The following is a 25269-nucleotide window of genomic DNA, read 5'->3' as shown; positions in this document are numbered from 1 at the left end:
CTGCTTATTTCAGCACCACTTTCGTCCAGCGCTGCAGCCAGGCTTTGCCTTGCTGACCCATTGGGTCAGCCGGAGGGTTGTTGTAAGCCGTGGGCTCACTGGCGTGGCGTTGCATCACGTCCACCCGCGCCGCACCGGCTTCGGCCGGAAACATCCACATGCTGGTCTGCAAGGCCTGCTGCACCGGGGCCGAGCGCAAAAACTCAATGAAACGGCCAGCCGCTTCGCGCGCCGCCGGGTTGCCACCCTTGACCAGCGCCACGCCCTCCACCTGCCTAAAAACGCCGCCCTTGAGGAACAGGTTGGCGGTGGGCGACTCGGTGAGTTTTTCTTTGGCGTAAAACACCTCGGCCGCCGGGCTGCTGGCGTAGCTAACCACGATCGGGCGCGTGCCACCGTTGCGGGTGAAATCGGTGTAATAGGCCTCGGTCCAGCCCTTGGCCACCTTCACGCCGTTGGCGCGCATGCGGGCCCACCAGTCAAACGCGGCCGCCTCGCCCAGGCCGGCCACAGTGGCCCACAAAAAGGCCTGGCCGGGGCTGGAGGTGGCCGGGTTTTGCACCACCAGCAGTTTGCGGTAGGCGGGCAGCGTCAGGTCGTTCAGCGACGTGGGCAGTGCCAGGCCCTTCTGGGCAAACCAGGCTTTGTCGATGTTGAGCGTGACGTAGCCAAAGTCCACCGGCACCACGCCTGCCGCCACACCGCTGGGGCCAGCGCCCTCGGCCATGCCCGCGGCCACAGCGCGCTGGGCGGCGGGGCCGGTGTAGGCATCGAGCACGTTCGCGGTTTGCGCGCGGTGCAGCAGGGTGTTGTCAATGCCAAACACCACGTCGGCCAGCGGCTTGGCGCGGGTCAAGATGAGTTTGTTGACCATTTCACCCGCGTCGCCCGCCTTGACGATCTGCAGCTTCACGCCCGCGTCTTTTTCAAACTGGGCGAGCAGCTCTTTGGGCAGGTCAAACGAGCTGTGGGTGAGCAGGCGCAGCACCGTGGGCGCTTGCGCGCTGGCCGCCGCGTGACCGGCCAGCAAGAGGGAAACCAGAAGCCCAGAAAAAATCCGCCGTTGCATGCGATGCCGCCTTTTCAATAACCGCCACGCCAGGCGCTTGAAAAGAACGGAACACAACCCTGGGTGGTCCGGCTCGTCACGCTCCCTACGCTGGCACAACCCAGATCAGGTGAGAGGGGTATTTCTCAGCCGCTGCCCACATGGCTGTGAGCCGGCACCCCCGGTGAAGTGGCGGATTGTAGCCCTGCGACGCGTTGGCGGGTCGGCGTGTTACTGTGCATTGGCCCAACCCGCAAGGGCAAAGCCCACCACCAGAGTGCCTCTTCGGCCCGCATGCCTTTCTCCAGGAAACGTTGTGCCCGTTCGATCTGAACTGCTTCACCACGTCCCACCCCATGAGAAACATCCACCATGCCCGGCTACCAAGTCAAGACCGAGACCGTCACGCTCGGCGGTGTCGACTGGCACATGCGCTGCCTGCTAGACACCCAGCAATACGCTGACCCCGTCAACACATCGGGTGCGCTGGGTATTCCGCCCGCGGGCTGGTCGCTGTTTGGCCAGGTGTGGCCTTCGGCCCGGGTGCTGGCACTGGCCATGCAGACGCATGCGCTGGCTGGCCAGCGGGTGCTGGAAATAGGTGCCGGGCTGGCGCTGTCCAGTCTGGTGATGCACCGGCGCGGCGCCAATGTGACTGTGAGCGACTGGCACCCTTTGACCGAGCTTTTTCTGAAAGAAAACCTGCTGCTCAATGGCCTGGGACCGCTGAAATACCAGGCGGGCAACTGGGAAACCGACAATCCGTTGCTGGGCCGTTTTGACCTGATTGTGGGAAGCGACCTGCTGTACGAGCGCCAGCAACCGGCCCAGCTGGCCGGTTTCATTCACCGCCACGCGGCACCGGGTGCGCAGGTCATCATCGTCGACCCGGACCGCGGCAACCGCGCCGCGTTTGGGCGGGCAATGGGCGCCCTGGGCTTCTCCCTGGACATGCGCGCGGCAGACCGCCTGCTGGAAGATGGGGTGGCTTACAAAGGCCGATTTTTGACGTTTCAACGCGCGGCCTGAACAGCGCCTGAGAAAGCCCCATGCAAAAGGCCCGCGGTTGCGGGCCTTTTGCATGGGGCTGGCTCGCAGGAGCCAGCAACCGGTCAGCCGCCCTTTTTGGAGCGCTTGCCCGGGTTTTTCTTGCTGCGCGTTGCCACGCCACGCTCCAGGCTCACGCGCTGGCCACGGCCAGGGGTGGTGAGCGAAACGCCAGCGACAGGCGTGGGACGGGGAGTAGCTTTGCGGTCAGCTTCGGTGACGATTTTGTTGCCCATGTCGGTTCCAGACAGAAATTGGTTGAAAACCCCTCTATTAGGCCACAGGCCACGGCCGCTTTGGCCGGAGCGCCTCAGAGGTTGGTGTGCAGCCACGGGAAGTGGCCTTTCAACGCGCCACATCCACCATGTTCCAGGTGAAAGCCGAGTCGGTTGACAGGCCCTCTTCGCGGCGCACCGGCATCTGCCAGCCGTTTTGCGGGTTGACCTGGGCCGAAATGTCAATGCGCGGGGCGTGGGCCACCACACCGCCAAAGATGGTGGCAAACGACGCATCGGCCGCGTCGCGCCCGGTGCCAATGCGCACAAAACCCATGGGAATGGCCGTGCCGGATGGGTCAAAAATGTACCAGCGGTGGCCCAGGTAGGCCTCGACGTAGGCGTGAAAGTCGGTGGGGCCCAAGGCGGGATCGGCGCCGTAGTCGATGGCGGTGGTGAAGCGGGCCGGAATGTTCAGCGCACGGCACATGGTGATCATGAGGTGGGCAAAGTCGCGGCACACGCCTTTGTGGTCGTTCAGCGTGTCCAGCGCCGAGGTCATGGAGTTGCTGGTGTTGGACTGGAACGTGACCTGGCTCTGCACCCACTTCTGGATCGCCTCCACGCGCCGGTAGCCCTGCGGCATCTGCCCAAACAGGCTGTTGGCCAGCGCGGTCACGCAGTCCGACTGGCAATAGCGGCTGGGGTACAGGTAGGTGAGCGCTTCGGGCGGCAGCTGGGCCACCGGGGTTTCAAACACGCTGTCGGGCTGGGCCACGTGGTGGGTGATGTCGAGCGTGGCGCGGTAGCGCAGTTGCAGCGAGCCGGGGCCGGCCGTCAGGCGCAGCGTGCGGCTGCGGGTGGCCGGGTCGGTGTGCATGACCAGTGGCACCGGCTGGCTCACCTGAAGCTCTTCCCACACCACTTTTTGCTGCGGCGTGTGGGCGCACTGGACGTTGAAAATGAAGTCGGCTGAAGGCGGGTTGATCTCGTACTGGAGGTCAATGGCAAGGTGGATTCGAACCATGGTTTTCACCGTGAAGTAGAAAGGTTGGCCAAAAACGGCGGGCCGCGGAACGGTGAATTTCAAATGTTTGAAAAGACCATCCTACGCGCATGCAAGCATTGGGCCAACTTGCGACAGCGCCCTGCGGGCCGATGTGGCGTGCTGCCATGGTGGCCCCGGCACGCGGGGATTTGCCCGTGCTTTAAGCTGCGCGGTCCATGCGCGCATTGCTCTCCACCTTTTCCTGGCAAGAACTGCTGCACCACCCGTGGCGCAATGCGTCGGCGGTGGTGGCCGTCATGCTGGGTGTGGCCCTGGCCTTTGCCGTGCACCTGATCAACGCTTCGGCATTGGCCGAGTTTTCCAGCGCGGTGAGCTCTGTCAACGGACAGCCCGACCTGGAGCTGCGGGCGCGCCAAGGTGCCCTACCCGACGAGCTGCTGGAGCGCGTGGCCACACACCCCAGCGTGGCCGTGGCCAGCCCGGTGCTGGAAGTGGCCACCACCGTGCTGGCGGCCAATGGCGCCAGGGTGGCCGTCAAACTGGTGGGTGTGGACGCCCTGACCGTGGCCAGCGTGTCGCCAGCGCTCATGCCACGCTCCACCGCGGGCGACAACAGCAGCCGCCAGCGCTTTGACCTGTTTGCGCCCGATGCGGTGTTTTTAAACCCCGCTGCGCGGCAAGCCTTGTTGGCCAGCGGCGATGCGCCCGCCAGCTTGCGGGTGCAGAGCGGCCTGGCGCTGCGCACGGTGCGTGTGGCGGGCACCGTGAACGCCCCAGGCATGCCGCTGCTGGTGATGGACGTGGCCGCCGCCCAGGCACTCATGGTGCGCCCCGGCCAGCTCAGCCGCATCGACCTGCGGCTGGAGCCCGGCACGCAGGCCGACACCCTGCTGGCGGCGTTGCAGCTGCCCGCGAGCGTGATCGCACAGCGCCCCGACCAGGCGGGTGAGCGGGTGAGCAACCTGTCGCGCGCTTACCGGGTCAACCTCACGGTGCTGGCGCTGGTGGCCTTGTTCACCGGCGCTTTTCTGGTGTTCTCGGTGCTGTCGCTGTCCGTGGCGCGGCGCCAGCAGCAATTTGCCCTGCTCGGCGTGCTCGGCCTGTCAGCCCCCGAGCGCTTGCGGCTGGTGCTGGCCGAGTCGGCCTTGCTGGGCCTGCTGGGCAGCGCGCTGGGGGTGGCGGTGGGCACGGCGCTGGCCGCGCTGGCGCTGCGGGTGCTCGGTGGCGACCTGGGCGGTGGCTACTTTGCCGGCGTGGCGCCCAGCCTGCAATGGAGCACGGGCGCCGCCTTGCTGTACGGCGGGCTGGGTGTGGCCGCCGCACTGGCGGGCGGCTGGTGGCCGGCGCGCGCCACCGCACGCATGGCGCCCGCCCTGGCGCTCAAGGGGCTGGGCGGTGCCGGCGCGGCGCGGCCCATGCACCCCGGCTGGGCACTCAGCCTGATGGTGCTGGCGGCCGCGCTGGCCTGGGCACCGCCGGTAGGGGGCATTCCGTTGGCGGCCTATTTTTCGGTGGGCTTGCTGCTGGTGGGGGGCATTGCCGCTTTGCCCCTGGCGGTGGGCGCTTTGCTGAACCAACTGGCACCGTGGGTGGCCCGCCATGCCCTGCCGCTGCTGGCGGTGGAGCGTTCACGCCGCCTGCGCGAAACGGCGGCGGTGGCCACCAGCGGCGTGGTGGCCAGCCTGGCGCTGTCGGTGGCGCTCACGGTGATGGTGGCGAGCTTTCGCGATTCGGTCACGCAATGGCTCGATGGCGTGCTGCCCGCGCCGCTCTATGTGCGCGCGGGCAGCAGCATGGGCGAAGGCAACACCCTGCCCCACGACTTTGTGCAAGCCGTGGCCCGCGTGCCCGGTGTGGCCCGTGTGGAGCCGCTGCGCGCCACGCAACTGCAACTCAGCGCCAGCCTGCCCCCGGTGACGCTGCTGGCGCGGCCGCTGGCCATGGGCAGCCGCGGGCTGGACGGCCAGAGCCTGCCGCTGGTGGGCAACCCGCTGGCCACGCCCGCCACACCTGGCGAAGCGCCAGGCAATGTGGTGACGGTGTACGTGAGCGAGGCCATGCAAGACCTGCACGGCGCCGAGCCCGGTGGCTGGCTGCCGGCCCTGGGGCTGGCGTTTCCCGAGGCACCAGCGGGCACGCGCTACTTTGTGGCCGGTGTGTGGCGCGACTACGCCCGCCAGCACGGCAGCGTGGTGCTGGACCGCGCCGACTTTGTGCGCCTCTCGGGCGACGACCGGGTGAACGACCTGGCGCTGTACCTGACTGAAAGCGCAGACGAAGACGCGGTGCGTGAGCGCGTGCGCCAACTGGCCGAATCGCTGGGGGCGCAAGATCTGGTCGAGTTCGCCTCGGCCGGCCAGATACGCGCCATCTCGTTGGGCATTTTTGACCGCAGCTTCGCCGTGACCTACTGGCTGCAGGCGGTCGCCATTGGCATTGGCCTGTTTGGCGTGGCCGCCAGCTTCAGCGCGCAGGTGCTGGCGCGGCGGCGCGAGTTTGGCTTGTTGGCGCACCTGGGGCTCACACGCCGCCAGATATTGGGCGTGGTGGCGCTGGAGGGCCTGGCCTGGACCGTGCTGGGTGCGCTGGCGGGCCTGGCGCTGGGCTTGGGCGTGAGCCTGGTGCTGGTGCATGTGGTGAACCCGCAAAGCTTCCACTGGACCATGGACCTCGCCCTGCCCTGGGCGCGCCTGCTCGCCTTGTGCGCCGCCGTGGTGGTGGCCGGCACCGCCACCGCCTGGCTGGCCGGGCGCGCTGCCGCCAGCCGCGACGCGGTGCAGGCCGTGAAAGAAGACTGGTAAGCCCATGCCCCCAAACCCCATACAACACACGCACGCCCGGCCGCCATGGGCCCTGCAACGGCGCCAGCTGGTGCTGGGCGCAGGCGGCCTGCTGGTGGCACCCTGGTTTGCTCAAGCCCAGACCGCTGCACCCTCCCGGGCGGAACCAGCAGAGCCTGCCCGAGTGTTGCAACCCCGCCCGCTGGTGTTTGCGCGCGACCACGGCACCCACAACGACACCCGCACCGAATGGTGGTACCTGACCGGCCACGCGCAAGACGCGGCGGGTCGGGCGTTTGGTTTTCAGGTCACGTTTTTCCGCAGCCGGGTGGACGGCACCCAAACCCTGCCCGGGCGGCTGGCGGCCCGCCAACTGCTGTTTGCCCACGCCGCCATCACCGACGTGCAAGCCGGCAAGCTGTGGCACGACCAGCGCGTTGCCCGCTGGAACGGCGAGCCGCCTACCCCCGGCCTTCCCAGCGGGCGCGGCGTGTTTGCCAGTGCGCAAGACACCCATGTGCAGCTGCGCGACTGGGCCATCCAGCGCCAGCCGAGCGGTGCCTACACCACCCGCATCAGCGGCGACACCTTGGGCATTGACATCAGCGCCGCGCCCACGCAGCCGCTGCTGCTGCAGGGCGACAACGGCTTTTCCCGCAAAGGACCCGACCCGGCGCAGGCCAGCTTTTACGTCACACAGCCCCAGCTGGCCGTGCAGGGGCAGCTCAGCCTGGGCGGGCAGCGCTTTCAGGTGCAGGGCACCGCCTGGCTCGACCACGAATGGAGCGAAGCCCTGCTGCACCCCGAGGCGGTGGGCTGGGACTGGATCGGCATGAACCTGTTCAACGGCGACAGCCTCACCGCCTTTCGGCTGCGCCGCGCCGATGGCAGCCCGGTCTGGGCTGGGGGCTCGTTTCGAGCCGCGCAAAGCCCGCAGGCCCGGCCGTTTGCGCCAGACGCCGTGAGCTTCACGCCGCTGCGCTTCTGGACCAGCCCGCGCACCCGCGCCCGCTACCCGGTGGAATGGCGCGTCAGCACACCCAGCGCAGCGGTCTACACCGTCAAAGCCGTGATTGATCCCCAGGAACTCGACAGCAGCCAGAGCACCGGCACGGTGTACTGGGAAGGCCTGTCCGACCTGTTGGACGTGCAGGGCCAGCCGGTGGGCCGGGGCTACCTGGAAATGACGGGCTACGCCCAGCGCCTGGTGTTGTAACGCGAGCCCCATAATTTGCCCATGAAACCACACACCTTTTGCACGTTGATGATGGCGAGCACCGCCAGCCTGGGCGCATGGGCCACCGAGCCTGCGCCCCCCCAGACGCCGCCCAGCAACATGGCGCCAACCGCCGCGCCAGCAACCATGCCTGCCGGCCTGCCGCTGTGGGAAGCCGGCTTGGCACTGGGCGCTGGCTACGTGCCGGACTACCCCGGTGCTGACCGCTACCGCACGCGTGGCGCGGTGCTGCCGGTGTTCACCTACCGCGGGCCGGTGCTGCGCATTGACGGCGGCAGCATCCGGGGGCGCCTCGCCAGGACGCCCGACTGGGAACTGGATCTGAGCGCCACCGGCGCCTTCAACGCCCGCAACAACGCCTTGCGAGAGGGCATGCCGGCCCTGGACTACCTGTTTGGCGTAGGCCCGCAAGCGGTCTACAAGGGCTTGCGGACGTGGCCCGGCCAGCCCACGCTGCACCTCAAGCTGCGCGCGCTCATGTCCACCGACTTCCAGCAAATTGACGGGCGCGGCTTCAGCTTCGACCCCGAACTGCGCTGGCGCCTGCGGCAAGTAGCCGGCACACCTGCCAGCCTGAGTTTTTCACTGCAACCCACCTGGGCCAGCCGTTCGCTGCACACGTATTTTTACCAAGTCAACCCGAGCGAAGCCACGCTGAACCGGCCCGCCTACAACGCCCGCGCCGGCTACCTGGGCACCGAAGCGGCGCTCACGCTAAGCCACCGCCCGCAGCGCGATGTGTCTTGGTTTGTGACGGCACGGCTCATGTCGCTGCACGGCGCGGCCAACACGGGCAGCCCGCTGCTGCGCGACCGCAGCAACCTCGCCATGGGCGCCGGCGTGGTCTGGACACCCTGGCGCAGCAGCAGCACCGCGGTTGACTGAGCGCAGCCACGGCCACAACAACGCGCCAGCCATCACTTCCAGAGCTGTTTCACCCGCGCATCGCGCCCGCAAGACAGGCGGTAGTAGTTGTAGCGCACCGTGTTTTTCTTGTAGTAGTCCTGGTGGTATTCCTCGGCCAGATAAAACACGCTGGCAGGGGCGAGCTCGGTGTGAATGGTCTTGAAACGGCCTGATTTCACCAAGACGTCGCGGCTGGCCAGGACCGCCAGGCGCTCGGCTTCGTTGCCCCAATAAATTCCGCTGCGGTACTGGTCCCCCAGGTCGCAAAACTGGCGGTCTTTCACAGTGGGGTCGATGTGGCGCCAGAAATACGCCACCAGCTGCGGGTAGCTCACACGGGCAGGGTCGTAGGTCACGCGCACCGCTTCGGTGTGCCCGGTGTGGCCGCGGCTCACAGTTTCGTAGCTGGGGTTGGTGGTTTTTCCGGCCGTGTAGCCCGACTCCACCGCCACCACGCCAGCCAGCTTTTCAAAGTCCGCCTCAATGCACCAGAAGCAGCCCCCGGCAAACACCGCCGTGGCGGTGGCGGCCTGCGCAGCAACGGCGCTGGCCGACAGCAGCAGCGCCACAGAAACCGTCCGAAGAGCATTGAACACGGCCCCATCTACAGCCCAGATGCCCGGCCTTCTCCCTACGTCACGCTTCATCATCTCGACATCCTTGTTTCAGCCCGCAGCGAGCCATTTGGTGGTCAGTGTCTACCAGGTCGGACCTCAGGGCACACGCCCGCGGGCAAGCCCGAGCCCGGTGTGTGGCGTTCGCAGGCCACCAATTCGTCAGTTTCGCGTCAGAATGAAGGATAATGCTGCACTGCAACATGAACACACGCACTGCGCCCATCCAGCTCGGACTTGAGGACCTCCTCGGGGAGCTGCACTACGCCCGCCGCAACAACGACCTGGGCCGGCTGGCACTGCTGGCCTACTGCGAAGTGCGGCGCTGGGCCAGGGCGGCCGGCGAAGACGCGTTGGCCGAACACGCCACGGCCTTGGTCACGGACAGCCCGCAAGCCAGCCGTGAAGCATTTCTGGATGATGTGGACGGACTCATCGTCCAGCTGGAAGAAGCCCACGGCCGCGTCACCAGCCAGTACGCCGCCCTGCAGGACTGACCACGCCCGCCCGTGCCGCCCCCACCGGGCCAAGGCCAGACAAACCCGGCACACTCAAGGCATGAGCGCACCCCCATCGAACGAACGGCCCAAGGCCACCACCCCCACCTCTCTCAGCGGCCTGCTGCCCTTCATGCGGCCCTACCGGTTGCAAATCGGGCTCGCGGTGCTGTTTCTCATTGGGGCCGCAGCGGCCACGCTGCTCTTTCCCGTGGCGCTGCGCCACCTGATTGACGGCGGACTGGTGTCGGCCGATCGCAGCGAACAGGCCATGGGGCTGCGCGGTCATTTTCTGCAACTGTTTGGCGTGGCCGTGGCGCTGGGTCTGTTTTCGGCGGCGCGGTTTTACCTGGTTAGCTGGCTGGGCGAGCGCGTCACCGCCGACCTGCGCAACGCGGTCTACAGCCATGTGCTGCGCCAAAGCCCCCAGTTTTTTGAAACCACCCAGACCGGCGAGGTGCTGAGCCGCCTCACCACCGACACCACCCTGGTGCAAACGGTGGTGGGTTCGTCGCTGTCCATGGGGCTGCGCAATGCGTTCATGGGTGCGGGTGCGCTGATCATGCTGGTGTGGACGAACCCCTACGTGATGACGCAGGTGCTGCTGATCTTGCTGCTGGTGGTGCTGCCCAGCATGTGGTTTGGCCGGCGCGTGCGCAAGCTCTCGCGCGCCAGCCAGGACCGCGTGGCCGACTCCAGCGCCATCGCGGCCGAGGTGCTCAACGCCATTCCCATCGTACAAAGCTACACCGCAGAAAACCGCGAAGCGCAGCGCTTTGCGACCGCCACCGAATTTGCCTTCAGCACCGCCGTGCGGCGCAGCCGCGCCCGCTCGGGCCTGGTGGCCTTCATCATCATCAGCACCGCCGCGCTGCTGCTGTGGGGCCTGTACCAAGGCACACAGGCCGTGATTGCCGGCGAAATCAGCGCCGGTCATCTGGGGCAAACGGTGGTGTACATCATCATCCTGGCCGGCGCGGTGGCCGTGCTGGGCGAGGTGTATGGCGACCTGCTGCGCGCCGCTGGCGCCAGCGAGCGGCTGATGGAGCTGCTGGCCAGCGAGTCACCGGTGCAGTCGCCCGCGCAGCCGCTGGACACCCCGGCGCCCGCTGGCGGCAGCACGCTGGTGTTTCACAAACTGGGTTTCAACTACCCTTCACGGCCGAACCAGGCCGCGTTGTCCGACTTCAGCCTGAAGGTGCAACCCGGGCAAACGGTGGCCCTGGTGGGCGCCAGCGGTGCCGGCAAGAGCACGGTGTTTGGCCTGGTGCTGCGCTTTTACGATCCGCAGCAAGGCCGTATTGAGCTGGACGGCGTGCCCATCAACCAGCTCAGCCTGCACGCGCTGCGCGATCGGGTCGGCATCGTGCCGCAAGACCCGGTGATTTTCTCCACCAGCGCGCTGGAGAACATCCGCTACGGCCAACCCGGCGCCAGCGACGCCGAGGTGCACGCCGCTGCTGTGGCCGCGTTTGCCGACGAGTTCATTGTGCAATTGCCCGAGGGCTACAACACCTTTCTGGGCGAGCGCGGCGTGCGCCTGTCAGGCGGCCAGCGCCAGCGCATCGCCATTGCCCGCGCCCTGCTGAAAAACCCGCCGCTGTTGTTGCTGGACGAAGCCACCAGCGCGCTGGACGCACAAAGCGAGCGCATGGTGCAAGCCGCTCTGGAGTCGGCCATGCGCGACCGCACCACGCTGGTGATTGCCCACCGCCTGGCCACGGTGCAAAAGGCAGACCACATTGTGGTGCTGGAGCACGGCCAACTGGTGGAACAAGGCACCCACGCCGAGCTGGTGGCCCGCGGGGGCGTTTATGCGGGTCTGGCGGCGCTGCAATTCAACGCCTGAAAGGGCCCCCGATCGCCACGGTTATGGGGTGGAGAAATTCCTTGAAATGCCACGCCCGAAACCCATCCCATACACGGCCTTTGCGGGCATCAACAGCTGCAGATGCGCTGTTGACGGTTAAGAAAATATGCCTATACTGCCAACGCCCAGCCGTGTGAATGAGGCGCACAGGGGCTTTCGCCTTCACCCCACAAAATCAGGAATACCAGCATGTCCCAATGGCACCCCTCTCTTGGATCATCCGTTGGCTCAGCCATGGTGGACGCCGCCCATGGCGCCATGTTGGGCGAGGTCATTGGTCAAGCGCATCAGCAAGCGGATGCTGCCGAAGACAAAGCCATGGGCTGGTACCGCATTGCAATGCAAAAAGAGGATCAGCTGAAAGCGCTGAGGGCCGCACTCAGAGACAGCCTGAACGAGCGCGATGCGCTGCAGGAAAAGCTCTCTGCCGCAGAGGCTGAGGTTGTCAGCGTCGCTAGAGCTGGGGCTGGCGTACAGGTTAAACTCCTCACTAAAAACAATGAGTTTGAGGCCTATGGCAAAAAAATCAAGATGCGCCTGAAGCAGATTGAGAAGGCACTCCAACACTCCAGCGCAGACCAGGCCTCCATGAAGTCGGTTCTGGATGCCTACAAAGAGCTGGTGGAAAAAATGGATTTGCAAGGGCAGCTTTCGCCGGACCTCAAGAAGAATGCCGACTCCATCTGGGATAGCTTCATGGGCGGCTGCAGGCTTACGGCTGAGCCAGAAATCCAGGCTATTGTCGATGCGGCCCCCATGCCAGAGGCAACGACGAAGGTCCTGGCCAGATGGTGAAATCAACACCTTGAAAGCGCAGGGCAATCCTGGCTTGAATGGAATTAAAAAAAGGCGCCAGTGGCGCCTTTTTTTCGCCCGGTTGGCGCTTATGTGAGGTTTGGAGCGCACAGCTGCTGAGGCCATCAAAAAAATTAGCCGCCCATAGGCGGCCTGTTTGAACCCAAAGGCTCTTGGCCTTGGTGCCAGATTCGCGCGCTTACGCTGGAAGAATTCAAAGTGCCGCGCATGGTTCGACCAACCCACTGGCGTCACCAAGGGTGACAGGGTCAACCTTATGCATCAAACGCATATATACAAGAAAACTCGGCCTTGGACAGGCTCCCGGCGGCTCCTTACAGTGGCGAGCGCTGGCCCACAGAAACGGGCAGGCGCAACCCACAAGGAAACTCCGCAACATGTCACAAGCACCGCACCCCGCAGGCGCCGCGGCCAACAGCCCGGCCGCCTTCACCAACGCCCTGCCCTCGTACCTCGACCCGCACAACCTCGGCCCCTGGGGCATTTACCTGCAACAGGTGGACCGCGTCACGCCCTACCTGGGCAACCTGGCCCGCTGGGTCGACACGCTCAAGCGGCCCAAGCGCACGCTGATCGTGGACGTGCCGATCCACCTGGACGACGGCTCGGTGGCCCACTTTGAGGGCTACCGCGTGCAGCACAACACCAGCCGCGGGCCGGGTAAGGGCGGCGTGCGCTTCCACCAGAACGTGACGCTCTCAGAAGTGATGGCGCTCTCGGCCTGGATGTCGATCAAGAACGCTGCGGTCAATGTGCCCTACGGCGGTGCCAAAGGCGGCATCCGGGTGGATCCGCGCCAGCTCACCATAGGCGAACTGGAGCGCGTGACGCGCCGCTACACCAGCGAAATCGGCATCATCATTGGTCCGACCAAAGACATCCCCGCGCCCGATGTGAACACCAACGAGCAAATCATGGCCTGGATGATGGACACCTACTCGATGAACGAGGGGTCCACCGCCACCGGCGTGGTCACCGGCAAGCCGGTGGACCTGGGCGGCTCGCTCGGGCGGCGCGAAGCCACGGGGCGCGGCGTGTTCACCGTGGGCGTTGAGGCCGCCAAACACACGGGCATGGACATCAGCACGGCGCGCGTGGCCATACAAGGTTTTGGAAACGTGGGCGGTGTGGCTGGCAAGCTGTTTGCCAAAGCGGGCTCCAAGGTGGTGGCGGTGCAAGACCATGGCGGCACCATTTACCGCGAAGCCGGGCTGGATGTGCCCGCACTGCTGGCACACGTGGCCCGCAACGGCTCGGTGGCGGGTTTTGAGCAGGCCGAGGTGATGGCCGATGACGCCTTCTGGGGTGTGCCGTGCGACATTTTGATTCCTGCCGCCCTGGAGCAGCAGATCACCGAAGCCAACGCGGGCCGCATCCAGGCCAAGATGGTGATTGAAGGCGCCAACGGCCCAACCACGCCGCAGGCAGACGACATCCTCCACGACCGTGGCATTCTGGTGCTGCCCGACGTGATCGCCAACGCCGGTGGTGTGACGGTGAGCTACTTTGAATGGGTGCAAGACTTTTCCAGCTTCTTCTGGAGCGAAGACGAGATCAATGCCCGGCTGGTGAAGATCATGCAAGACGCCTTTGCCGCCGTGTGGCAGGTGGCCGACGCCAACAAGGTGAGCCTGCGTACGGCCACCTTCATCGTGGCTTGCAAACGCATCTTGCATGCGCGCGATCTGCGTGGTTTGTACCCCTGAGCACTGTTCGCTCCAGCAAAAAGCCCCGCACGCGGGGCTTTTTCAATGGGCCATCAGCGCCCTACTGCAAGGTCTCTTTCAAGGCCGGCAGGGTCGGCAGGGGCAGCACCTCGATACCCTCGTCCAACAGTTCCATCGCCACCTCGGGCGTGGTTCGCCCTCGGATGTTGCGCTGGTCCATGTCGCCATGGTGCATGGCGCGGGCCTGATCGGCAAAACGGTCGCCTACATCTTCGGTGTTCGCCAAAACCTGCCGCATGGCCTTGAGCAACTGCCCCTGCAACGGCGAGCCCGGCGCGGTACGCCCCAGCTCGACACTGCTGGGCTGCGTGGTCTCATCGACCGTACCACCACCGTCTGCAGGGGTGCGGTTTTCGTGGCTGCTGCGCAGGTTCAAACGGGGCGCGCTCAGCATTTTCTGAATCTGCACATTCCCACACAAGGGGCAGTTCAGCAAACCACGCTCCAGCTGGTTGGCGTAATCGTCTTCAGACCCGAACCATCCTTCAAAGTCGTGTTGTTGGCCGCATTGCAGGTTGAGGACCTTCATGGCGCGAATGATCCGGCAGACGCAGTGCCCACAGCCGCCGACGTGTCAGGGCCCCAGTCCAGCACCCAATCACCGCGCAGCACGTTTTGGAGCCACAAAGCGCCCACCAAGGTCTTGCAGTCGATCACCTCGCCACTGCGGCACCAGGTCTGCAACTCGGCAGGCGTAGCGCTGAACACGTCAAGAAACTCGCCGTCGTCCAGATGGCGCTCACCCACGCTCAGGCCACGGGCAAACCAAATGTCGATGACTTCATTGGAATAAGCGATGGTGGGGGCCAAGCGGCCCGCAAAGGCCCATTCACGGGCGGTGTAGCCGGTTTCTTCCCGCAGTTCGCGCTGCGCACACACCAGGCTGGGCTCGCCGGCATCGAGTTTGCCAGCGGGAAACTCCACCATCACCTGTTGCATGGGGTGGCGAAACTGGCGCTCCAGCACCACTTGCCCGTCGTCCAGCAAGGCGATCACCATCACGGCACCCGGGTGCAGCACAAATTCGCGGGTGGCTTCGTGCCCGGACGGCAGGCGGACCGTATCGCGCACGACGTGCAGGAAATGCCCCTGCAACAACTCGGTGCGGGACACCAGGCTCTCGCGCAGGTGCGCATCAACGGCTGCAGGTGCTTCGGACATGGAAGTTACCGTTGCATCGGGGCCGTAGATCAAACCACACACCCGACACAGAGCAGCGCAGCGTGCAGCAACACACAGCCCATCACGTCAGCCGCCACGGACTGTCAGCCACGGCGCTTGAACAGGTAGCGGTACACGAAGCCCGGGAAGGCCAGGGTCAAAAACAGGGCGCCCGTGGTGGCATAAAACTCCCAGCCCTGGGGATAGATTTGCCCGGCCGATTGCTCCAGCGCCAAACCGATTCCACCCACCAGGAAGTAGAAGACAAACAACTCTCCCAGGCGCAACCAGAGGGTCTTGGTTTCCTCGCGCGGAATCACCGCCAGCCAGCGGTTGTTGACGAAGGGCAGATTGGCAGCGATCAGGGCGGCGATCAACACCAGCCAGACAGAAAAGGTGTGGGTCATAGGGGCAGTGTGAGCCGGGGAAGCGCCGGAAGTTCAACCAGAGACACCCGCCCGCACGGGCGGGTATGCCCCGGTTAAACGAACAGGGAGGAAACCGCCTGGGCGCAGAGCGCCATCAGGCCGCCCGGGACGATGCCGAGCACCAGCACCAACGCGCCGTTGAGGGTGAGCACCGAACGAACGTCGGCGCCGGCAACGATCTCAGCCGTTTGCGTGGGTGCGTCGAAATACATCACCTTGACCAGGCGCAGGTAGTAAAACGCGCCAACCAGCGACATCAGCACAGCAAACACCGCCAGGCCGATGTAGAACGAATCACTGGAAGCCAGTAGGGCCTGCAGCACCGAAAGCTTGGCGTAAAAACCCACCAACGGGGGCACACCGGCGAGCGAGAACATGCACACGGCCATCACACCGGCGTACAGCGGGCTGCGCTGGTTGAGGCCGGCCAGATCGCTGATGTTTTCAGACTCGAACCCGCTGCGCGAGAGCAACAGGATCACGCCGAACGTACCCAGGGTGGTCAACACGTAAGTGACCACATAGAACATGGACGAACCATAGGCGTTGGCCATGTTGCTGGCATCGCCCTGCACCACGCCCGCCAGCAAACCCAGCAGCATGAAACCCATCTGTGCGATGGTGGAAAACGCCAGCATGCGCTTGATGTTGGTTTGTGCAATGGCCGCAAAGTTGCCCACCAGCAAGGACATGACCGACAACACCGCCAGCATTTGCTGCCAGTCGAACGCCAGCGGCTGCAAGCCTTCAACCAGCAGACGCACCACAATGGCAAACGCCGCCAGCTTGGGCGCGCCACCAATCATGAGGGTGACGGCGGTGGGAGCGCCGTGGTACACGTCGGGCACCCACATGTGGAATGGAACCACACCCAGCTTGAACGCCAGGCCGGCCACCAGGAACACCAGGCCCAGGGTCAGCACCTGTGCAGAGCCCTTGAGGGTTGCCTCGCCACCCGCAATGGCTTTCATCACTTCAGCCAGATCCAGCGACCCCGTGGCACCGTAAACCATCGACATGCCATACAAGAGGAAGCCGCTGGCCAGCGCGCCCAGCACGAAATACTTCATGGCCGCTTCAGTGGCTTGCACGTCGTCGCGACGCAGAGCGACCAAGGCGTAGCTGGAGAGCGTGAGCAGTTCCAGACCCAGGTAAATAACCAGGAAATTGTGGCCCGAGATCATGACGAACATGCCCAGCAGCGCAAACAAGCCCAGGGTGAACAACTCGCCGCCGCGCAGCATGTCGCGCGCACCCGCATAAGCACGGCCGTAAACCAGGGTCGCCATCATGGCGAGCGCGGCAAAACACTTGAGCCAGTTGCCCATGGGGTCGCTGACGATCATGCCGCCCCAGCCCATGATGGTTTCGCCCGAACTTGCGTAATAGCCCTGCAGCAATGCCACCACGCCCAGGGTGAGCAAGGTGAGCACATAGGTGGCGCCACGCAGCGGCGACTTGACGCCGAGGTCCAGCAGCGCAATCACGCAAGCCATCACCAGCAACAGGATTTCAGGGTAAGCCGTGACCCAGCTGAGGTTGTCAATCATGTAAGCGCTCTCTTGTATTTTTGGCCGGTCACGGAATCAGTTCAGTTTGGAGATGGCAACGTGGCGCAGCAAATCGGCGACCGAAGCGTCCATCACATCGGTGAAGGGCTTGGGGTACACGCCCATGAACAGCACGGCAATCGCCAGCGCAGCCATCACCAGGAATTCGCGGGGGTTGAGGTCGGTCAAGCCCTTGACGTTGTCGTTGCCCACAGGTCCGAGGTAGACGCGTTTGAACATCCACAAAGAATAGGCTGCACCAAAGATCAGTGCAGTGGCGGCTGCAGCGCCTACCCAGAAGTTGAATTTGACTGCGGCCAGGATGACCATCCACTCGCCCACAAAACCAGCGGTGCCAGGCAAGCCGCAATTGGCCATCACGAACAGCAAAGCAAAGGCGGAAAAATTGGGCATGGTGTTGACCACACCACCGTAGTCGGCAATTTCCCGCGAATGCACGCGGTCGTACAGCACACCAATGGCCAGGAACATGGCGGCCGACACAAAGCCATGCGCAATCATCTGGACGATCGCACCCGACACACCGAGGTCGCTGAACACAAAGAAGCCCAGCGTCACAAAACCCATGTGCGCCACCGACGAATACGCCACCAGCTTCTTCATGTCTTGCTGCACCATGGCCACCAGGCCCACGTACACCACCGCCACGAGCGACAGCGCAATCATGAGCCAGGCCCACTCATGCGACGCATCGGGCAGGATGGGCAGCGAAAAACGCAAGAAACCGTAAGCGCCCAGTTTCAGCATGATGGCGGCCAGCACGGCAGAACCGCCCGTGGGCGCTTCGACGTGGACGTCTGGCAACCAAGTGTGCACCGGCCACATGGGCACCTTGACAGCAAAGGCGGCGAAGAAGGCGAAGAACAGCAGCGTTTGGGCTGTACCGCTCAAAGGCAACTTGTACCAGTCTGCCAGCGCAAAGCTGCCACCCGACTGGGTGTACAGGTAAATGAGCGCCACCAGCATGAGCAACGAGCCCATGAGCGTGTACAGGAAGAACTTAAACGCAGCGTAGATTTTGTTGGGTCCACCCCAGATGCCGATGATCAGATACATCGGAATCAAGGTGGCTTCAAAGAATACGTAGAACAGCATCGCGTCTTGCGCGCTGAACACACCGATCATCAAACCCGACAGAATCAGGAACGCGCCCATGTACTGGTTTACGCGGCGGGTAATCGAATCCCAGCTCGCCACCACCACCACCACGTTGATGAACGCCGTCAACAACACCAGCCAGAGTGAGATACCGTCCACGCCCAGGTGGTAGTGCACGTTGAAGCGCTCGATCCAGGCGCTCTTTTCGACAAACTGCATGGCCGCCGTGCCCAACTCGAAGCCGCTGTACAGCGGAATCGTCACAGCCAGGGACACCAACGCACCCACCAGGGCTATCCAACGCACCACATGTGCCTGATCATCCCGGCCAAAGGCCAGCAGCACAACGCCAAAGAAAATCGGCGTCCAGATCGCAAGGCTCAGCAAACCCATCTTGTTCTTCCTCTTATTTGGCGAGCCACACGAAATACGTCATGAACAGCAACACGCCCACGATCATCACCAGCGCGTAGTGGTACAGATACCCCGTCTGGGCCTGACGCACCAGCGATGACACCCAACCCACCAGCTTCCAGCTGGCATTGACCACCCCACCCTCAATCAACACGCGGTCGCCACCCTTCCACAGGCCAATGCCCAAGCCACGTGCACCCTTGGCCAACACGTTTTCATTGAACCAGTCGAGGTAATACTTGTTTTCCAACAGGGTGACGATGGGCGTGAGCGCACGGCCAATGGCGGCGGGCACGGCGGGGTTGATCAGGTACATGTACCAAGCCGTGACAGCCCCGCCCAGCGCCAGGTAAAGCGGCGGCGTGTAAAGCGCGTGGCTCACCATGGCCAGGGGGCCATGGAAGATCTCAGCAAATTTGGCCATGGCCGGGTGGGCTTCGCTGTTGATGGTGATGGCGTCCTTGAGGAAGTCACCGAACAACATGGGCTCGATCGTCATGTAACCAATCACCACCGAGGGGATGGCCAGCAAGATCAGTGGCACCGTCACCACCCAAGGAGATTCGTGCGGTTTGCCGTCGCCGTGGTGCCCATGGTCATCGTGGTGATCGTCATGCCCGTGGTGTGCATCGGGGTTTTGGTCGTAACGTTCCTGGCCGTGGAACACCAGAAAATACAAGCGAAACGAATAGAAGGACGTCACGAACACGCCGGCCAGCACCGCGAAGTAGGCGAAGCCCGAGGCTGGCAGGTTGCTGAAGTGCACCGCTTCGATGATGCTGTCCTTGGAGTAGAAACCCGAGAACAGCGGCGTGCCGATCAGGGCCAGCGTGCCCAGCAAGGAGGTGATCCAGGTGATGGGCATGTACTTGCGCACCGCGCCCATCCAGCGAATGTCCTGGTTGTGGTGCAAGCCCATGATGACCGAGCCGGCCGCCAGGAACAGCAAGGCTTTGAAAAACGCGTGCGTCATCAGGTGGAAAACCGCCACCGAATAGGCCGAAGCGCCCAGGGCCACCGTCATGTAACCCAACTGCGACAGCGTGGAGTAGGCCACCACCCGCTTGATGTCGTTTTGAATGATGCCGAGAAAGCCCATGAACAGCGCCGTGATGGCACCGATCACCATGATGAAATTAAGCGCTGTGTCCGACATCTCGAACAGCGGCGACATGCGCGACACCATGAAAATGCCGGCCGTCACCATGGTGGCTGCGTGGATCAGCGCCGAAATAGGCGTAGGGCCTTCCATCGAATCGGGCAACCACACATGCAAAGGGAATTGAGCAGACTTGCCCATCGCACCAATGAACAGGCAAATGCAAATGACGGTCACCAGCAACCAGTCGGTCCCTGGGAAGCCCAGCGTACCCAGCTCTGGTGCTTTGGCGAAGATTTCGGTGTAGTTCAAGCTACCGGTATAGGCCACGATCAGGCCAATACCCAAAATGAAACCGAAGTCACCCACGCGGTTGACCAGAAAAGCCTTCATGTTGGCGAAAATCGCGGTGGGTTTGTTGTACCAAAAGCCAATCAGCAGATAGGACACCAGACCCACAGCTTCCCAGCCGAAGAACAGCTGCAGCAGGTTGTTGCTCATCACCAGCATCAGCATGGAGAAGGTGAACAGCGAGATATAGGCAAAGAAACGGTTGTAGCCGGCGTCTTCTTCCATGTAGCCAATGGTGTAGAGGTGCACCATGAGCGAAACAAACGTGACCACGACCATCATCATGGCGGTCAGCCCATCGACCATGAAGCCGATTTCCATTTTCAGACCACCGACCACCATCCATTCGTAGATGGTTTCGTTGAACCTTGCACCGTCAACGGCCACGCTCTTGAGCGTCATGGCGGACAGGATAAAAGCGACCAGCACACCCAAAATGGTGAGGGTGTGCGAGGTGCGGCGTCCAATGACGTTGCCGCCGAAAGTGGTGCCCAAAATACCCGCGAGGGCTGCACCCACCAGCGGAGCCAGTGGGACGGCCAGGAGTGTGCTTGCAGAAAGGGTGGTGCTCATGGTGTTCTTGCCTCTTGGGGTACGGGCTTAACCCTTGAGGGTGTTGAGTTCTTCGACGCTGATGGACGACTTGTTGCGGAACAGCAGCATCAGAATGGCCAGGCCAATTGCCGATTCGGCAGCGGCCACCGTCAAGATAAAGAACACGAAAACCTGTCCATGCAGGTCACCCAGAAAATGGGAAAACGCCACAAAGTTCATGTTGACAGCCAACAGCATCAGTTCGATGGCCATCAGCAGCACGATGAGGTTTTTTCGGTTCAGGAAAATCCCGACCACCGACAGCGTGAACAGAATCGCACCAACGGTGAGGAAGTGACCCAGGGTCAGCGTAGTGAGCGTCATACTTTGCCCTCTTCGGTGGCAGCGGCCTCGGCAGCAGGCGGTGATTTTTGGGTTGCGGCCATCGGCAGCACAACCAGGCGGTCGCTCGCCCGAACATGCACCTGCAACCCAGGGTTGATGGCCTTGCTGTCTTTGCGCTGGCGCAGCGTCAGAGCAATGGCGGCGATCATGGCCACCAGCAAGATCACGGCTGCGACTTCAATGGGATACAGGTATTCGGTGTACAGCAGCAGGCCCAACTCTTTGGTATTGGCGTAGTCCGGGGCATTCACACCGGTGCCGGGTGCATCCGGGCTCATGGACATGGCTGGGAAACCTGCCCACTGCACGGCAATGAGTTCGGCCGCCACCAACGCACCCAAGAAAGCCGCTAAGGGGAAGTGTTTCCAAAAACCCTTACGCACGCCTTCCATGTTGATATCGAGCATCATCACGACAAACAGGAACAACACCATCACCGCGCCGAGGTAGACCAACACCAATGTGATGCCCAAAAACTCGGCTTTCAGCAGCAACCACAACGCAGCGGCCTGCGAAAAGGCGAGCATCAAGAAAAGCACAGCGTGCACAGGATTGCGCGCGGTGATCACGCGGAAGCCTGCAAACAGCAGCAGTGCCGCGAACAGGTAAAAAAAGCCGGTCTGGTAGTCCATGGAATGGTTCTTCGTTCTTGGGTCAGCCCAGGGTCAGCGGTAAGGAGCGTCGGCTGCTTTGGCTGCAGCGATTTCGGTTTCGTAACGGTCTCCTACGGCCAACAGCATGTCCTTGGTGAAATACAGGTCACCGCGTTTTTCGCCGTGATATTCAAAAATGTGGGTTTCCACAATCGCATCCACAGGGCAAGCTTCTTCGCAAAAGCCGCAAAAAATGCACTTCGTCAAATCGATGTCGTAGCGCGTCGTGCGGCGCGAACCGTCTTCCCGTGCATCGGATTCGATGGTGATCGCCATGGCGGGGCATACCGCTTCACACAACTTGCAGGCAATACAGCGCTCTTCACCGTTCTCGTACCGGCGCTGGGCATGGAGCCCACGGAACCGTGGCGAGATGGGCGTTTTTTCTTCAGGGAACTGCACCGTGACTTTGCGACGGAATGCATAGCGTCCGGTCAGCGCCATGCCTTTGAACAATTCAACCAGCAAAAAGCTTTTAAAAAAGTCGCGAAAGGAAAACGGCGCGACGGCAACGGTCGTGGCAACGGAGGCGGTGGTGGTAGACATGGTCATTCGCCCTGCTTATTTCCAGATATTCCAAGACGTCTGCATCAACGCGCCGACCAGCAGCAGGTAGATGAGCGTGACAGGAATGAAAATCTTCCAGCCCAGACGCATGATCTGGTCGTAACGGAAGCGAGGGAAAGTGGCTCGGATCCAGATGAACATCGACACCACGAGGAAGGTCTTCAGACCCAGCCAGATCCAGCCCGGGATCCAATTGAACAGCGCGCTGTCAATAGGGGGCAGCCAGCCGCCGAGGAACATCAGCACAGCCAGGATGGAGATCAACCACATGCTGGCGTATTCGGCCAGGAAGAAGATGGCGAAACCCATGCCCGAGTACTCGACCATGTGACCAGCAACGATCTCTGCTTCGCCCTCCACGACGTCAAACGGGTGACGGTTGGTCTCGGCCACGCCAGAGATCAGATAGACAAAGAAAATGGGCAACAGAGGCAACCAGTTCCAGGACAGGAAATTGAGGCCCATGTCTGCGGCCATACCGCGGCTTTGTGAAGCCACGATCTCACCCAGGTGCAGGCTGCCGGCGGTCATCACGACCACCAGGAAGCAGAAGCCAATGGCGATTTCATAGCTCACCATTTGTGCCGAGGCACGCAAGGCGCCGAGAAAGGCGTATTTGGAGTTGGATGCCCAGCCGGCGATGATCACGCCGTAAACCTCGATGGACGTGATGGCCAGAATGACGAGCAAGCCCGCATTGACGTTGGCGAGGATCGCATCGGGACCAAACGGCACCGCGACCCAAGCGGCGAGCGCCGGCATGATGGCCATGATGGGACCCAGACGAAACAGACCGCTGCTGGCCGCGCTGGGGCTGATGATTTCCTTGGTCAGGAGTTTGATCGCGTCGGCGATGGGCTGCAACAGGCCAAATGGACCGACCCGGTTAGGGCCCAGGCGAACCTGGATAAAACCCAACAACTTGCGCTCCCACAAGGTGAGGTAAGCCACAGCGCCCATGAGAGGTGCGAGCACGGCCACAATCTTGATCAAAATCCAGAGCACAGGCCAAGCCGCCGTGGTCCACCACGAGGCAGCAATCAAGCCCATACCGCCGTTGTACATGGCGTCGATCATGCGTGGACTCCTTCCGTCTGCACGCTTGCCGCGCGTGCGTCGCTCGTGAGCTGCAACGAGGTGGCACGCCGAACCAGCCCATCGAGCTGGTAAATGGAAGCCACACAAGGCTGGGCACCGGCTGGAGCGAGGTCGATACTCACTGAACAGGTGTTGGACAGACGCGTGGCGTCCACGGTGCTTCCGGCAACCACACCGGGCAGTGCATTTGCCAACACGGCTTGCGAAGAGTCGGCGTCAAATCCGGCCAAGCCGAGCAAGTTGCCCAGCACGCGGAGCACCTTCCAAGCTGGGCGGGTTTCACCCAGCGGACGCACCACCGCGTGGAAACTCTGCAGACGACCTTCGGCGTTGACAAAAGAGCCCGACGTTTCGGTGAAGGGCGCGATGGGCAGCAACACATCGCTCACGTCCATGTTCGACTTGAAAGGGCTGAGCGTGACCACCATGTCAGCGTGAGCGAGACCGGAGGAACCTGCAGCGCTGTCGTGGGCAGGTTCGGTGTTCAGAAGCACCACCGCCTTGAGGGCGCCGCCCAGCATTTGAGCCGCATGAAGACCGCCTTGACCAGGTGTAGCGCCCACAAGCTGTGCGCCAACGGTGTTGGCTGCCTCGGTGAGATAACCCACGGTCGCACCCGTCTGCTGCCCAATCCAGTTGGCCAGTGCCAGCAAGCTGCTGGCTTTTTCATGGTGTGCCGCTGCGTTGCCTAGCAGAATGGCTTTTTGCTCACCACCCAAGAGCGATTTGGCGACAGCACGAGCAGCGTCGCTCACCTCGGCGGCCGCTGGTGCCGCAGCACCCGTTTCTTGGGCCACTGCAGCGGCAATGCTTGCCAGAGCCGAGACCCACGAAGCGGTTTCAGCCAGCATGGTGTTTTTGACGGCCATCGCCCAGTCTTGCGACACGGCGTCCAGCACGTTGACCTGGCAGCCTTTTCGAGCAGCTTGACGGATACGCTGTGCAAACAGCGGATGGTCTTTGCGCAGATGGGACCCCACCACCAGCACACGCTGAAGCGAAGACAGCGATGCGATGGATTGACCCAACCAGCGCGCAGCACCAACCGGCGCGGTGTTGGTGAAATCGGCGCTGCGCAAACGCGCATCCATGTTTTGGCTACCGAGACCGCGCACCAAGGCACCAGCCAACGCGAGTTCTTCAACCGTGCTGTGCGGACTGGCCAGCAGACCGATGGTGCCAGCGCCGTGTTCGGTCTTGACCTGCTTCAGGCCGTTGGCTACGTATTCCAGCGCCGTCTGCCAGTCCACCGTTTTCCACTCGCCGCCCTGCTTGAGCATGGGTGCGGTCAACCGTTCTTCGCTGTTGACGGCCTCGTAAGAGAAACGGTCGCGGTCGGCGATCCAGCATTCGTTGACGGCTTCGTTTTCCAGCGGCACCACACGCATGACCTTGTGGTTTTTCACCTGAACAATCAGGTTGGCACCGGTTGAATCGTGCGGACTCACGCTCTTGCGGCGCGAGAGTTCCCAGGTGCGGGCGCTGTAACGAAACGGTTTGCTAGTAAGCGCGCCCACCGGGCAGATGTCGATCATGTTGCCGGATAACTCGGAGTCGACCGTGTTGCCCACAAAGGCCTCGATCTCGGCGTGCTCGCCTCGGTGCGACATGCCCAACTCCATGACACCGGCGATTTCCTGTCCGAAGCGAACGCAGCGGGTGCAATGGATGCAGCGGCTCATTTCCTGCATCGAAACCAACGGACCGACGTCCTTGTGGAACACCACGCGTTTTTCTTCTTCGTAACGCGAGGCTCCAGCGCCGTAACCCACGGCCAGATCCTGCAACTGGCATTCACCGCCCTGGTCGCAAATCGGGCAGTCCAACGGATGGTTGATGAGCAGAAACTCCATCACCGACTGCTGGGCCTTGATCGCCTTGTCGCTCTTGGTGCGCACGATCATGCCCATGGTCACCGGCGTGGCGCAGGCGGGCATGGGTTTGGGTGCCTTCTCCACATCCACCAGACACATACGGCAGTTGGCCGCAATGGACAGTTTCTTGTGGTAGCAGAAATGGGGAATGTAGGTACCTGCCTTCTCGGCAGCATGCATCACCATGCTGCCCGGGGGCACTTCCACCTTTTTGCCGTCGAGTTCAATTTCAACCATGTGCGACTTCTTT

At 62.9% G+C, this 25269-nt stretch carries 23 protein-coding genes and 1 riboswitch; of the genes, 8 read left to right on the top strand and 15 right to left on the bottom strand.

The genetic code is table 11. The features are described from left to right. Nucleotides 1-4: 4 nt before the first annotated feature. A complete protein-coding gene (locus AC4QBL_RS04475) occupies nucleotides 5-1030 on the bottom strand; it encodes a thiamine ABC transporter substrate-binding protein (protein WP_472906624.1) in 1026 nt (341 codons plus the stop codon). Between the two features lie 103 nt (nucleotides 1031-1133). Further along, a riboswitch (TPP riboswitch) is annotated at nucleotides 1134-1241 on the bottom strand. A gap of 179 nt (nucleotides 1242-1420) precedes the next feature. Between AC4QBL_RS04475 and AC4QBL_RS04470 the strand changes: the two genes are divergently transcribed. Beyond that, the gene (locus AC4QBL_RS04470; RefSeq protein WP_472906623.1) at nucleotides 1421-2077 is read left to right on the top strand and encodes a class I SAM-dependent methyltransferase; all 657 of its coding nucleotides are present in this window, start codon (nucleotides 1421-1423) and stop codon (nucleotides 2075-2077) included. An 83-nt stretch (nucleotides 2078-2160) separates the two neighbouring features. Here AC4QBL_RS04470 and AC4QBL_RS04465 read toward each other — a convergent pair whose 3' ends face one another. Further along, nucleotides 2161-2331, bottom strand: coding sequence for a hypothetical protein (locus AC4QBL_RS04465; RefSeq protein WP_169801527.1), 171 nt, complete (start codon nucleotides 2329-2331; stop codon nucleotides 2161-2163). A gap of 109 nt (nucleotides 2332-2440) precedes the next feature. Further along, nucleotides 2441-3337: a transglutaminase-like domain-containing protein gene (locus tag AC4QBL_RS04460; protein ID WP_472899358.1), complete on the bottom strand. Its 897-nt coding sequence runs from the start codon at nucleotides 3335-3337 to the stop codon at nucleotides 2441-2443. Nucleotides 3338-3534: 197 nt separating this feature from the next. On the opposite strand from AC4QBL_RS04460, the gene AC4QBL_RS04455 reads away from it, so the two are divergent. The 3 genes from AC4QBL_RS04455 to AC4QBL_RS04445 are packed head-to-tail and all read left to right on the top strand — an operon-like array spanning nucleotide 3535 to nucleotide 8221. Then, complete coding sequence (locus AC4QBL_RS04455; RefSeq protein ID WP_472906622.1) at nucleotides 3535-6120, top strand: FtsX-like permease family protein; 2586 nt, start codon at nucleotides 3535-3537, stop codon at nucleotides 6118-6120. Nucleotides 6121-6124: 4 nt separating this feature from the next. Continuing rightward, a complete protein-coding gene (locus AC4QBL_RS04450; protein WP_472906621.1) occupies nucleotides 6125-7315 on the top strand; it encodes a lipocalin-like domain-containing protein in 1191 nt (396 codons plus the stop codon). Nucleotides 7316-7336: 21 nt separating this feature from the next. Continuing rightward, nucleotides 7337-8221, top strand: a complete 885-nt coding sequence (locus AC4QBL_RS04445; protein ID WP_472906620.1) for a MipA/OmpV family protein — start codon at nucleotides 7337-7339, stop codon at nucleotides 8219-8221. Between the two features lie 32 nt (nucleotides 8222-8253). Here the strand turns inward: AC4QBL_RS04445 and msrA are convergent, their stop codons facing one another. Further along, nucleotides 8254-8811, bottom strand: a complete 558-nt coding sequence (gene msrA / locus AC4QBL_RS04440) for a peptide-methionine (S)-S-oxide reductase MsrA (RefSeq protein ID WP_472899362.1) — start codon at nucleotides 8809-8811, stop codon at nucleotides 8254-8256. Between the two features lie 248 nt (nucleotides 8812-9059). On the opposite strand from msrA, the gene AC4QBL_RS04435 reads away from it, so the two are divergent. From AC4QBL_RS04435 to AC4QBL_RS04420, 4 genes are all read left to right on the top strand, one after another. Then, nucleotides 9060-9353: a hypothetical protein gene (locus tag AC4QBL_RS04435; protein ID WP_472906619.1), complete on the top strand. Its 294-nt coding sequence runs from the start codon at nucleotides 9060-9062 to the stop codon at nucleotides 9351-9353. 61 nt (nucleotides 9354-9414) lie between these two features. Further along, nucleotides 9415-11202: an ABC transporter transmembrane domain-containing protein gene (locus AC4QBL_RS04430; RefSeq protein WP_472906618.1), complete on the top strand. Its 1788-nt coding sequence runs from the start codon at nucleotides 9415-9417 to the stop codon at nucleotides 11200-11202. Nucleotides 11203-11412: 210 nt separating this feature from the next. Beyond that, a complete protein-coding gene (locus tag AC4QBL_RS04425; protein ID WP_472906617.1) occupies nucleotides 11413-12018 on the top strand; it encodes a hypothetical protein in 606 nt (201 codons plus the stop codon). 398 nt (nucleotides 12019-12416) lie between these two features. Next, nucleotides 12417-13745 carry a Glu/Leu/Phe/Val family dehydrogenase gene (locus AC4QBL_RS04420; protein WP_472906616.1) on the top strand — a complete coding sequence of 443 codons (1329 nt, stop codon included), beginning with the start codon at nucleotides 12417-12419 and terminating at the stop codon, nucleotides 13743-13745. A 61-nt stretch (nucleotides 13746-13806) separates the two neighbouring features. On the opposite strand, the gene AC4QBL_RS04415 is transcribed toward AC4QBL_RS04420, so the two are convergent. The 11 genes from AC4QBL_RS04415 to nuoG all read right to left on the bottom strand — a co-directional run bounded on the left by AC4QBL_RS04415 (nucleotide 13807) and on the right by nuoG (nucleotide 25256). After that, a complete protein-coding gene (locus tag AC4QBL_RS04415; RefSeq protein ID WP_472899366.1) occupies nucleotides 13807-14295 on the bottom strand; it encodes a DUF1178 family protein in 489 nt (162 codons plus the stop codon). After that, the gene (locus AC4QBL_RS04410) at nucleotides 14292-14927 is read right to left on the bottom strand and encodes an NUDIX domain-containing protein (RefSeq protein WP_472899367.1); all 636 of its coding nucleotides are present in this window, start codon (nucleotides 14925-14927) and stop codon (nucleotides 14292-14294) included. Before AC4QBL_RS04410 ends, AC4QBL_RS04415 begins: the two co-directional genes overlap by 4 nt. Before the next feature lie 104 nt (nucleotides 14928-15031). Beyond that, nucleotides 15032-15334, bottom strand: a complete 303-nt coding sequence (locus tag AC4QBL_RS04405) for a DUF2818 family protein (protein WP_472899368.1) — start codon at nucleotides 15332-15334, stop codon at nucleotides 15032-15034. 74 nt (nucleotides 15335-15408) lie between these two features. Further along, nucleotides 15409-16905, bottom strand: a complete 1497-nt coding sequence (nuoN, locus tag AC4QBL_RS04400) for an NADH-quinone oxidoreductase subunit NuoN (protein ID WP_472906615.1) — start codon at nucleotides 16903-16905, stop codon at nucleotides 15409-15411. 36 nt (nucleotides 16906-16941) lie between these two features. Continuing rightward, nucleotides 16942-18417, bottom strand: coding sequence for an NADH-quinone oxidoreductase subunit M (locus AC4QBL_RS04395; protein WP_472906614.1), 1476 nt, complete (start codon nucleotides 18415-18417; stop codon nucleotides 16942-16944). 13 nt (nucleotides 18418-18430) lie between these two features. After that, on the bottom strand, nucleotides 18431-20461 hold the full coding sequence (gene nuoL, locus AC4QBL_RS04390) for an NADH-quinone oxidoreductase subunit L (protein ID WP_472899371.1): 2031 nt from the start codon (nucleotides 20459-20461) through the stop codon (nucleotides 18431-18433). A gap of 27 nt (nucleotides 20462-20488) precedes the next feature. Further along, nucleotides 20489-20806: an NADH-quinone oxidoreductase subunit NuoK gene (gene nuoK, locus AC4QBL_RS04385; protein WP_322304288.1), complete on the bottom strand. Its 318-nt coding sequence runs from the start codon at nucleotides 20804-20806 to the stop codon at nucleotides 20489-20491. Beyond that, entirely contained in the window at nucleotides 20803-21459 is a 657-nt protein-coding gene (locus tag AC4QBL_RS04380) for an NADH-quinone oxidoreductase subunit J (RefSeq protein WP_472899372.1), read from the bottom strand. The genes nuoK and AC4QBL_RS04380 overlap by 4 nt, the downstream gene beginning before the upstream one ends. A gap of 33 nt (nucleotides 21460-21492) precedes the next feature. Next, a complete protein-coding gene (nuoI, locus tag AC4QBL_RS04375; protein WP_472899373.1) occupies nucleotides 21493-22026 on the bottom strand; it encodes an NADH-quinone oxidoreductase subunit NuoI in 534 nt (177 codons plus the stop codon). A 15-nt stretch (nucleotides 22027-22041) separates the two neighbouring features. Next, nucleotides 22042-23124 carry an NADH-quinone oxidoreductase subunit NuoH gene (gene nuoH, locus AC4QBL_RS04370; RefSeq protein ID WP_304825461.1) on the bottom strand — a complete coding sequence of 361 codons (1083 nt, stop codon included), beginning with the start codon at nucleotides 23122-23124 and terminating at the stop codon, nucleotides 22042-22044. Continuing rightward, on the bottom strand, nucleotides 23121-25256 hold the full coding sequence (gene nuoG / locus AC4QBL_RS04365; RefSeq protein ID WP_472906613.1) for an NADH-quinone oxidoreductase subunit NuoG: 2136 nt from the start codon (nucleotides 25254-25256) through the stop codon (nucleotides 23121-23123). Before nuoG ends, nuoH begins: the two co-directional genes overlap by 4 nt. Nucleotides 25257-25269: the final 13 nt, after the last annotated feature.

The organism is Hydrogenophaga sp. L99 (assembly GCF_058731905.1).
Note: the sequence above shows the minus strand (reverse complement) of the source record. Positions and strands in the feature narration are given on the sequence as shown.

What these genes read in the sequence shown, in the direction of transcription:
- AC4QBL_RS04470 (WP_472906623.1), top strand. Translation starts at nt 1,421, where the DNA reads ATGCCCGGCTACCAAGTCAAGACCGAGACCGTCACGCTCGGCGGTGTC.
- AC4QBL_RS04465 (WP_169801527.1), bottom strand. Translation starts at nt 2,331, where the DNA reads ATGGGCAACAAAATCGTCACCGAAGCTGACCGCAAAGCTACTCCCCGT.
- AC4QBL_RS04460 (WP_472899358.1), bottom strand. Translation starts at nt 3,337, where the DNA reads ATGGTTCGAATCCACCTTGCCATTGACCTCCAGTACGAGATCAACCCG.
- AC4QBL_RS04455 (WP_472906622.1), top strand. Translation starts at nt 3,535, where the DNA reads ATGCGCGCATTGCTCTCCACCTTTTCCTGGCAAGAACTGCTGCACCAC.
- AC4QBL_RS04450 (WP_472906621.1), top strand. Translation starts at nt 6,125, where the DNA reads ATGCCCCCAAACCCCATACAACACACGCACGCCCGGCCGCCATGGGCC.
- AC4QBL_RS04445 (WP_472906620.1), top strand. Translation starts at nt 7,337, where the DNA reads ATGAAACCACACACCTTTTGCACGTTGATGATGGCGAGCACCGCCAGC.
- AC4QBL_RS04435 (WP_472906619.1), top strand. Translation starts at nt 9,060, where the DNA reads ATGAACACACGCACTGCGCCCATCCAGCTCGGACTTGAGGACCTCCTC.
- AC4QBL_RS04430 (WP_472906618.1), top strand. Translation starts at nt 9,415, where the DNA reads ATGAGCGCACCCCCATCGAACGAACGGCCCAAGGCCACCACCCCCACC.
- AC4QBL_RS04425 (WP_472906617.1), top strand. Translation starts at nt 11,413, where the DNA reads ATGTCCCAATGGCACCCCTCTCTTGGATCATCCGTTGGCTCAGCCATG.
- AC4QBL_RS04420 (WP_472906616.1), top strand. Translation starts at nt 12,417, where the DNA reads ATGTCACAAGCACCGCACCCCGCAGGCGCCGCGGCCAACAGCCCGGCC.
- AC4QBL_RS04415 (WP_472899366.1), bottom strand. Translation starts at nt 14,295, where the DNA reads ATGAAGGTCCTCAACCTGCAATGCGGCCAACAACACGACTTTGAAGGA.
- AC4QBL_RS04410 (WP_472899367.1), bottom strand. Translation starts at nt 14,927, where the DNA reads ATGTCCGAAGCACCTGCAGCCGTTGATGCGCACCTGCGCGAGAGCCTG.
- AC4QBL_RS04405 (WP_472899368.1), bottom strand. Translation starts at nt 15,334, where the DNA reads ATGACCCACACCTTTTCTGTCTGGCTGGTGTTGATCGCCGCCCTGATC.
- nuoN (WP_472906615.1), bottom strand. Translation starts at nt 16,905, where the DNA reads ATGATTGACAACCTCAGCTGGGTCACGGCTTACCCTGAAATCCTGTTG.
- AC4QBL_RS04395 (WP_472906614.1), bottom strand. Translation starts at nt 18,417, where the DNA reads ATGGGTTTGCTGAGCCTTGCGATCTGGACGCCGATTTTCTTTGGCGTT.
- nuoL (WP_472899371.1), bottom strand. Translation starts at nt 20,461, where the DNA reads ATGAGCACCACCCTTTCTGCAAGCACACTCCTGGCCGTCCCACTGGCT.
- nuoK (WP_322304288.1), bottom strand. Translation starts at nt 20,806, where the DNA reads ATGACGCTCACTACGCTGACCCTGGGTCACTTCCTCACCGTTGGTGCG.
- AC4QBL_RS04380 (WP_472899372.1), bottom strand. Translation starts at nt 21,459, where the DNA reads ATGGACTACCAGACCGGCTTTTTTTACCTGTTCGCGGCACTGCTGCTG.
- nuoI (WP_472899373.1), bottom strand. Translation starts at nt 22,026, where the DNA reads ATGTCTACCACCACCGCCTCCGTTGCCACGACCGTTGCCGTCGCGCCG.
- nuoH (WP_304825461.1), bottom strand. Translation starts at nt 23,124, where the DNA reads ATGATCGACGCCATGTACAACGGCGGTATGGGCTTGATTGCTGCCTCG.
- nuoG (WP_472906613.1), bottom strand. Translation starts at nt 25,256, where the DNA reads ATGGTTGAAATTGAACTCGACGGCAAAAAGGTGGAAGTGCCCCCGGGC.